This is a genomic window from Stenotrophomonas sp. NPDC077659, assembly GCF_050268705.1.
GTDB lineage: Bacteria > Pseudomonadota > Gammaproteobacteria > Xanthomonadales > Xanthomonadaceae > Stenotrophomonas.
This window is the reverse complement of the sequence record NZ_JBNNHG010000037.1, coordinates 22,268-30,259: the sequence shown is the minus strand read 5'-3', so window position 1 is coordinate 30,259 and position 7,992 is coordinate 22,268. Positions and strand designations below refer to the sequence as shown.

Here is a 7,992-nt window from a genome sequence, read left to right as displayed (position 1 = left end):
CTTCATCATCGCCCCGCATTCGTCCAACTGGGACGGCCTGTGGGGCATGGCCGCCAAGATCGCACTGGGCATGAAGGTGAAGGTGCTGGGCAAGGCCTCGCTGTTCTGGTGGCCGCTGGGCCCGCTGCTGCACACGCTGGGCGTGATCCCGCTGGACCGCAGCGCGCCGCAGGGTACCGTGGGCCAGGCCGTGGATCTGCTGCGCAACAACGAGAAGATGTGGTTCGCCATCACCCCCGAGGGCACCCGCAAGGCGGTCAAGGACTGGAAAGCCGGCTTCCTGAAGATCGCCCGGATGGCCGACGTGCCGGTCCTGGCGGCGTACTTCCACTACCCGGAAAAGACCATCGGCATCGGCCCGCTGTTCCAGCCGACCGGCGATGACGCGGCCGACATGGCCGCCATCCGCGAGTTCTACCGGCCGTGGATGGGCAAGACCCGCGGCACGGTCTGAGCCGGCCGCCGGCGGCGGACCAGGCGCCACGTCCGGCACATGCCGGGCGCGCGCGACAGGAGTAGGGTGGAGGGCTGGTATCCCGTACCGTCTGCCCAAGGAGCGTTTTTACATGTCGCGTACCGTAGTCCTGGCCGCCGCCATCAGCCTGGCGCTGGCGGCCTGTTCCGGCAAGGAGTCCACCCCCGTGTCCGATGCACAGAAAGCCCCGGCCCAGCAGCCGGCCGAAGCCTCCACCAACCCGCTGCTGAGCGCCAGCACGCTGCCGTTCCAGGCACCGCAGTTCGACAAGATCAAGGACAGCGACTACGCGCCGGCCTTCGAAGAAGGCATGCGCCAGCATCTGGCCGATGTCCGCAGGATCGCCGACAACGCCGAGCCGGCCACCTTCGACAACACCATCGTGGCGATGGAGCGTAGCGGCGAGACCCTCAACCGCGTGTCGCGCATCTTCTTCGGCCTGGTCCAGGCCGATGGCACCGAAGCACGCCAGAAGATCCAGGAAGACATTGCCCCGAAGCTGGCCGCGCACCAGGACGAGATCAACCTGGACCCGAAGCTGTTCGCCCGGGTGAAGTCGCTGTACGACCAGCGTGACACGCTGGAGCTGGACCCGGTGCAGAAGCGCCTGGTCGAGCATTACTACGATGGCCTGGTGCGCGCGGGCGCACAGCTGTCCGACGCCGACAAGGCGAGCCTGCGCAAGCTCAACGTCGAAGAGACCACCCTGTCCACCCAGTTCCATACCCGTCTGGTGGCGGCCACCGCCGCGGCGGCCGTGGTCGTGGACGACAAGGCCAAGCTGGCCGGCCTGGACGACAACGCGATCAACAACGCGGCCAACGCCGCCAAGGATCGCAAGCTGGACGGCAAGTTCGTGCTGCCGCTGCAGAACACCACCCAGCAGCCGGTGCTCGGTTCGCTCAGCGACCGTGACCAGCGCGCTGCCGTGCTGAAGGCCTCGGAAACCCGTGCCGAGCGTGGCGACAAGAACGACACGCGCGAGACCGTGCAGCGCCTGGCCCAGCTGCGTGCGCAGAAGGCCAAGCTGCTTGGCTTCGAGACCTTCGCCGACTACCAGCTGGGCGACCAGATGGCCAAGACCCCGGCTGCCGCCCTGAAGCTGCTGACTGACACCGTGCCGGCCGCCACCGCCAAGGCACGTGCCGAAGCCGGTGAGATCCAGAAGGTGATCGACGCCCAGAAGGGGGGCTTCCAGGTTGCCGCCTCCGATTGGGATTTCTACGCCGAGCAGGTGCGCAAGGCCAAGTACGATCTGGATGAATCGCAGATCAAGCCGTACTTCGAGCTGGACAACGTGCTGCAGAACGGCGTCTTCTATGCCGCCACCCAGCTGTACGGCATCACCTTCAAGCAGCGCACCGACATTCCGACCTACAACCCGGACATGAAGGTGTACGAAGTGTTCGACAAGGACGGCAGCTCGCTGGCCCTGTTCTACACCGACTACTTCAAGCGTGACACCAAGTCCGGCGGCGCCTGGATGGATGTGTTCGTCGAGCAGGACGGCCTGACCGGTGCCAAGCCGGTGGTCTACAACGTCTGCAACTTCACCAAGCCGGCCGATGGCCAGCCTGCGCTGATCAGCTTCGACGACGTCACCACCATGTTCCATGAGTTCGGCCACGCCCTGCATGGCATGTTCTCGAACGTGAAGTACCCGTCGATCGCCGGCACCGCCACCTCGCGCGATTTCGTCGAGTTCCCCTCGCAGTTCAACGAGCACTGGGCGCTGGACCCGAAGGTCTTCGCCCACTACGCCAAGCACTACAAGACCGGCGAAGCGATGCCGCAGGAACTGGTCGACAAGATCCTCAAGGCACGCAGCTTCAACCAGGGCTATGCGACCACCGAGTATCTGTCGGCCGCGCTGCTTGACCTGGCCTGGCACACCCAGAAGGCCGATGCGCCGCTGCAGGACGTCGGTGCCTTCGAAGCCAGCGCGCTGAAGAAGTACAAGGTCGACCTGCCGCAGGTACCGCCGCGTTACCGCACCACCTACTTCGACCACATCTGGGGCGGCGGTTATTCGGCCGGTTACTACGCCTACTTCTGGGCCGAAGTGCTGGACCATGACGCCTACCAGTGGTTCACCGAACACGGTGGCCTGACGGCGGCCAACGGCCAGGCGTTCCGCGACAAGATCCTCTCGCGCGGCAACAGCGTGGAACTGTCGACCCTGTACCGCGATTTCCGCGGCAAGGACCCGTCGGTGGAACCGCTGCTGAAGTTCCGCGGGCTGAAATAACAACGTAGAACGCGGCACCTGTGGGGTCGGAGCCCGTCGCGCATCGCGCGGCGGGGCTCCGACCCCGCTTGCGTTACGCACCTTTTACGCGCCAGGCCATCGCCCGCCATCGCACCTTTACGGCCCGCACGCGCATCGTGTGCCTACCGCGCCGCAGGGCGCTTTGTGCAAGGTGGTGTATGACTCTCCTGGTGATCCGGCATGCGCCGTCGTCGGTGCCGCCCCCGCAGCTTCCACCGCAGCTGTGCGGCCACCGCGTGCTGTGCAACGACTGCGCCAGCCTGTCCGAAGTGCGCCAGTGCCTGTGCCAGGCCCACACCGATGACTGGGTGCTGCTGGACGTGGGCGTGGCCGACGAGGCGCAGTGGCAGGCCGAAGGTCGTGCACTGCAGGCCGCACTGGAAGATCTGCCCGCGCGTTGGATCGAACTGCAGGCCCCCCACCAGCCCGACCTGGAAGCACGCCTGCGCCTGCAGCATGGGCCGGCCGCCGTGGTGGTCGACCAGCGCAGCCAGCAGGCCGGCTACCCGCTGTCGCTGGCCATCGTCGGCCGCCGCCTGGCGCAGGAGGGCTGAGCCATGTCGATCTTCATCATCCGCGGCCCGGACGCCGCCGGTACGCTGATCCGCACTGCCCAGCCGCTGCCGCCGCCGGTGCTGAAATCGCTGGTGCACCGTGCGATCGACGCGGGTACCAGCGTGGCCATCCGCGCCTGCGGCTCGGAACAGGAACTGCTGGACGCGCTGCGCGTGGCCGACCACAGTCGTGGCGAAGTGACCCTGCTCGATCCCGGCGCTTGCGCCGGCAGCCTGCGCCTGCAACGCCTGCTGCCCTATCTGCACAACGCCTACGTGGAAGTGCACGACGATGGCGCCGTGGCCGAACCATGCCTGCCGGCAGGCATCGGCCAACGCCTGGGCATCGCCGCCGGCTACGGCGCGCAGAGCTACGTACTGGCGCTGGACATCGCCCTGGACCATCTGGGCCTGGCCGAGCACGGCAACCGCGTGCACGTGGGCACCTGAGCGTTGCCGCCCTCTGTAGAGCCGAGCCCATGCTCGGCTTCCGCGATCAGCCGAGCACGGGCTCGGCTCTACAGGACCTGCGCCCCCGGGAACCTCCCGCGCCTGCCGCTGGTCTGACCGAGCTTCCACCCACCGGAACCTGTCATGGACGTCGCTGCCCGCCCCCCGTTTGCCGAACGCGCGCTCACCTGGCTGAAGAAGGAAGCGCTGCCGCTGCTGGTCATGCTCGGCCTGCTTGCCGCCGCCCGCGACACCCTGGCCAACCATTACGTGGTGCCCAGCGGCTCGATGCAGCCGACCCTGCAGCCGGGCGACCGCGTGGTGGTGGACATGCGCGCTTACGGCCTGCGCCTGCCGTTCACCAGCAGGCAACTGCTGGCCACCGGCAGCCCGCAGCGCGGCGAAGTGGCCGTGTTCGATTCGCCGGCCGATGGCACCCGCCTGATCAAGCGCGTGGTGGCCGTGGCTGGTGACCACGTGCAGCTGCACGGCGGCCATCTGGCCATCAACGGCCAGCCCCTGCAGATCGCCGACCTCGCCGACACCGAAGCCTTCGGCGAGCGCCAGGCTCAGCTTGACCTGGACATGGGCGGTGGCCCGGACATCGGCGACATGGAGGTGCCGGCCGGCAAACTGCTGGTGCTGGGCGACCATCGCGGCAACAGCTTTGACGGCCGCTTCTTCGGTTTCGTTGATGCCGGCAAGGTCTATGGCCGTGCCGTGGCGATCTACTACCGCCGCGGCGATGGCTTCGAATGGAAGCATCTGTAAGCTGAATTGATACGTCCTGCATATCGATCCTTACTCATCAGGTTATGGATCGACTGGATCGAGGAGCCTACGCTGGTCCCCGTACCCCCATGTCGGCCGCCCCCACGGCCCTTCGATCCCATGACTGGCGAAACTGCGGCGTCCCTCAGCGGCCGCCCCCGCACTCCTGATTCCGTTGTCGAGACCCGCATCCAGCAGGGCACCCCGGCGTTCCGGCGCACGGCGCTCGCGCTGTTCCTGGCGGGGTTCTCGACCTTCGGCCTGCTGTATACGGTGCAGCCGTTGCTGCCCGAATTCAGCCGTCACTTCGGTGTGTCCGCCGCCGGCAGCGCGATGTCGCTGTCGCTGAGCACCGGCACCCTGGCCGTAGCGATGCTGCTGGCCGGCCTGCTGTCCGATGCCATTGGCCGGCGGCCGATGATGATCGCCGCGCTGATGGCCTCGGCCCTGCTGTCGCTGTGTACCGCCCTGGTCAATGACTGGACCACCCTGCTGGTGCTGCGCACCCTGCTGGGCCTGGCCCTGAGCGGCGTGCCGGCGGTGGCGATGACCTACCTGGTGGAGGAAATGGACAGCCGTGCGCTGGGCCTGGCCATGGGCCTGTACATCGGTGGCAACGCCATCGGTGGCATGAGCGGGCGCCTGCTGGCCGGCATCATCGCCGACCACTGGGGCTGGCGCTGGGGCATCGGTACGGTCTCGATCATCGCCGTGGCCAGCACCGTGCTGCTGTGGCTGCAGCTGCCGCCGTCGCGGCACTTCCAGGCCCGCCGTGGCGGCCTGCGCCAGCTGCCCTCGCGCTGGCGCACGCTGTTCGCCGATCCGGGCCTGCCGTGGCTGTTCGCCACCTCGTTCGTGCTGATGGGCGTGTTCGTCACCCTCTACAACTACCTGGGCTACCACCTGCTGGCGCCGCCGTACCACCTCAGCCAGACCGTGGTCGGGCTGATCTTCAGCGTGTACCTGGTCGGCACCTTCAGCTCGGCCTGGATGGGCCAGCAGGCCACGCGCTATGGCCGCGGCCGCGTGCTGACCATTGCCTTCTGCCTGATCGGTGCCGGCATCGTGCTGCTGTCGATGCCGTGGCTGACCACGATGGCGCTGGGCATCGCGCTGGTCACCTTCGGTTTCTTCGGCGGCCATTCGGTGGCCAGCAGCTGGGTTGGCAGCCGCGCCGGTTCGATGCGTGCCGAAGCCTCGGCGCTGTACCTGTTCGCCTACTACCTGGGCAGCAGCGTGCTCGGCGCCGTCGGTGGCCTGGCCTACGCGGCGTGGGATTGGCTGGGCGTGTGCCTGTTCACCGGCGTACTGACCCTGTTCGGCGGCGGCATCGTCTGGGCCCTGCAGCAGCGCGCCCCGCAGCCGGTCACCGCCTGACCCGACGCGCGGTAGTGCCGGCCGCTGGCCGGCAACCACGGCAGGGTCCATCTGCCGGCCAGCGGCCGGCACTACCGGGTGGGCTGCACGCTCACCCTTCCGCAAACGCCCCGCGCAACAACCCGGCGAAATTGCGGATCAACGGCGTTACTCCTTCGCGGCGCCACGCCAGCTGCACTTCCGAGTGCGCCCCGGCATCGGCCAGCGCCACGAAGCGCGCGCCTTCCACCCGGATGTGGTCGCACGACGACGGCAGGATCGCCGCACCCAGACCGGCCGCCGCCAGGCTGATCAGCGTCGATGCCTCGCCCGCCTCCTGCACGATGCGCGGGGTGAACCCCGCCGCCGCGCACAGCGCGATCATGTGGTCGTGGATGCCGGCACCGGCACTGCGGCGGAACGCCACGAACGGCTCCTGGGCGAAATCCCGCAGCGCCAGCGTGCCCTGTTTGGACAGGCGGCGCAGGGCAGGGTGGTCGGCGTGCACGATCAGTGCCAGCGGATCGACGAACAGGCTGTGCGCCACCAGTTCCGGCGGCAGCGCACGCTTGCGGATGATGCCCACATCCAGGCTGCCATCGAGCAGCGCATCGATCTGCTGCAGGGTGTTCATTTCGCTCAGCTGCAGGCGCACCTGCGGGTACTGTTGCCGGTACTGCAGGATCGACCGCGGAATCTGCGGCGACAGCGGCGTGGCCCGGGTCAGGCCGATATGCAGCTCGCCCTGCTCACCGCGCTGCGCGCGCTGCACCTCGTCCACGGCGGCTTCCACCTGCTGCACGATGGCCCGTGCGCGTTCCTGCAGCCGCTCACCGGCGGCCGTCAGCTGCACACGGCGATGGCTGCGCACGAACAACCGCGCGCCGATCAATTCTTCCAGCTGCCGGATCTGCTGGCTGAGCGGCGGCTGCGACATCCCCAGCCGCTCGGCCGCCTGGCCGAAGTGCAGCGTGTCGGCAACGGCGAGGAAGTAGCGCAGGTGGCGGAGTTCGATGGACATGGGGCCAGTTTATTCATCGTCCGCCGGAAATGGGGTGGGTGTGGGGGTCAGAGCCCACTGCGTAGCGGCGGGCTCTGACCCCGGTTGATCAAGAGCATCCACGCATGGCGTGGATCTACCTGTCCGAATGCCCGCTCTGGTCGTAATCGCGCGGGCTGAACAGCTCCGGCTGGATCAGCTCGATGAACGCCCGCGCCTGCGCCGACAACGCCTTGCCCCGGCGCACGATCACCCCGTAACTGCGCTCCGGGAACCAGCGCTTCATCGACCGCGCCGCCAGGCGGGCATGGTCGCTTTCATGCAGGCACAACGCCGGCACGATGGAAATGCCCATGCCCATCGCCACGTACTGCTTGATCACCTCCCAGCCGCCTACCTCCAGCGCCACCGTGTAGGCGATGCGGTGGCGCTGGAACACCTGGTCCACCAGCCGGTAGGTGATCTGCCGCTTCGGCGGCAGCACCAGCGGGTAGCGCGCGATGTCGGCCAGTTCCAGCTCGCCGCCGCTGGCCAGCGGATGGTCGTGCGGCGCAATCAGCACCTGCTCGAAGCGGTAGGCCGGCGCATAGGTCAGGTCGGCCGGCACATCGGTCATCGATCCGATTGCCAGATCGGCCGCGTCCTCGCGCAGCAGGTCGGTGCCATCGGCACTGATCGCGTTGTGCAGGGTCAGGCGCACGTCCGGGTGGTGCAGGCGGAAGCGTTCGACGATCTTCGGCAGCAGATAGAGGATGGTCGAGCTGTTGGCGGCAATGTTCAGCTCGCCCGCATCCAGCCCGCGCACCTTGTCGCGGAAGCGCGCTTCCAGCCCGTCGAGGCTTTCCACCAGCGGCTGTGCCATTTCGTACAGCAGTTGGCCTTCGCGGCTGGGCACCAGGCGTCGCCCGCTGCGCTCGAACAACGGCACCCCCAGTTCCCGCTCCAACGCCTGCAACTGCAGGCTGATGGCCGGCTGGCTGACGAACAGCGCCTCAGCCGCACGTGAGACCGAGCCCAGGCGCACCGTCTGGCAGAACGCGCGCAGCGGTTTCAGCCGGTCGGATTTGTAGGAAAAACGCGGACTTGGCGGGCTGCGCGTGGTCATGGCGTCATAAGT

General features: G+C 67.8%; 8 protein-coding genes. 6 read left to right on the top strand and 2 right to left on the bottom strand.

Features of this window, described 5'->3' with window-relative positions; genetic code table 11:
- The 6 genes from ACQKDV_RS07935 to ACQKDV_RS07910 form a co-directional block, all read left to right on the top strand.
- On the top strand, positions 1–454 hold a 454-nt coding region (locus ACQKDV_RS07935; RefSeq protein ID WP_427783212.1), incomplete at its 5' end, for a 1-acyl-sn-glycerol-3-phosphate acyltransferase.
- Between the two features lie 112 nt (positions 455–566).
- Positions 567–2,723, top strand: a complete 2,157-nt coding sequence (dcp, locus tag ACQKDV_RS07930; protein WP_427783211.1) for a peptidyl-dipeptidase Dcp — start codon at positions 567–569, stop codon at positions 2,721–2,723.
- A gap of 179 nt (positions 2,724–2,902) precedes the next feature.
- Positions 2,903–3,298, top strand: coding sequence for a hypothetical protein (locus ACQKDV_RS07925; protein ID WP_427783210.1), 396 nt, complete (start codon positions 2,903–2,905; stop codon positions 3,296–3,298).
- A 3-nt stretch (positions 3,299–3,301) separates the two neighbouring features.
- Positions 3,302–3,748: a 3-dehydroquinate dehydratase gene (locus ACQKDV_RS07920; RefSeq protein ID WP_427783209.1), complete on the top strand. Its 447-nt coding sequence runs from the start codon at positions 3,302–3,304 to the stop codon at positions 3,746–3,748.
- A gap of 144 nt (positions 3,749–3,892) precedes the next feature.
- On the top strand, positions 3,893–4,519 hold the full coding sequence (gene lepB / locus ACQKDV_RS07915) for a signal peptidase I (protein WP_427783208.1): 627 nt from the start codon (positions 3,893–3,895) through the stop codon (positions 4,517–4,519).
- Positions 4,520–4,639: 120 nt separating this feature from the next.
- On the top strand, positions 4,640–5,896 hold the full coding sequence (locus ACQKDV_RS07910; RefSeq protein ID WP_427783207.1) for an MFS transporter: 1,257 nt from the start codon (positions 4,640–4,642) through the stop codon (positions 5,894–5,896).
- Between the two features lie 91 nt (positions 5,897–5,987).
- Here ACQKDV_RS07910 and ACQKDV_RS07905 read toward each other — a convergent pair whose 3' ends face one another.
- Entirely contained in the window at positions 5,988–6,896 is a 909-nt protein-coding gene (locus ACQKDV_RS07905; protein ID WP_427783206.1) for a LysR substrate-binding domain-containing protein, read from the bottom strand.
- Positions 6,897–7,011: 115 nt separating this feature from the next.
- Positions 7,012–7,980 carry a LysR family transcriptional regulator gene (locus ACQKDV_RS07900; protein WP_427783205.1) on the bottom strand — a complete coding sequence of 323 codons (969 nt, stop codon included), beginning with the start codon at positions 7,978–7,980 and terminating at the stop codon, positions 7,012–7,014.
- Positions 7,981–7,992 lie beyond the last annotated feature (12 nt).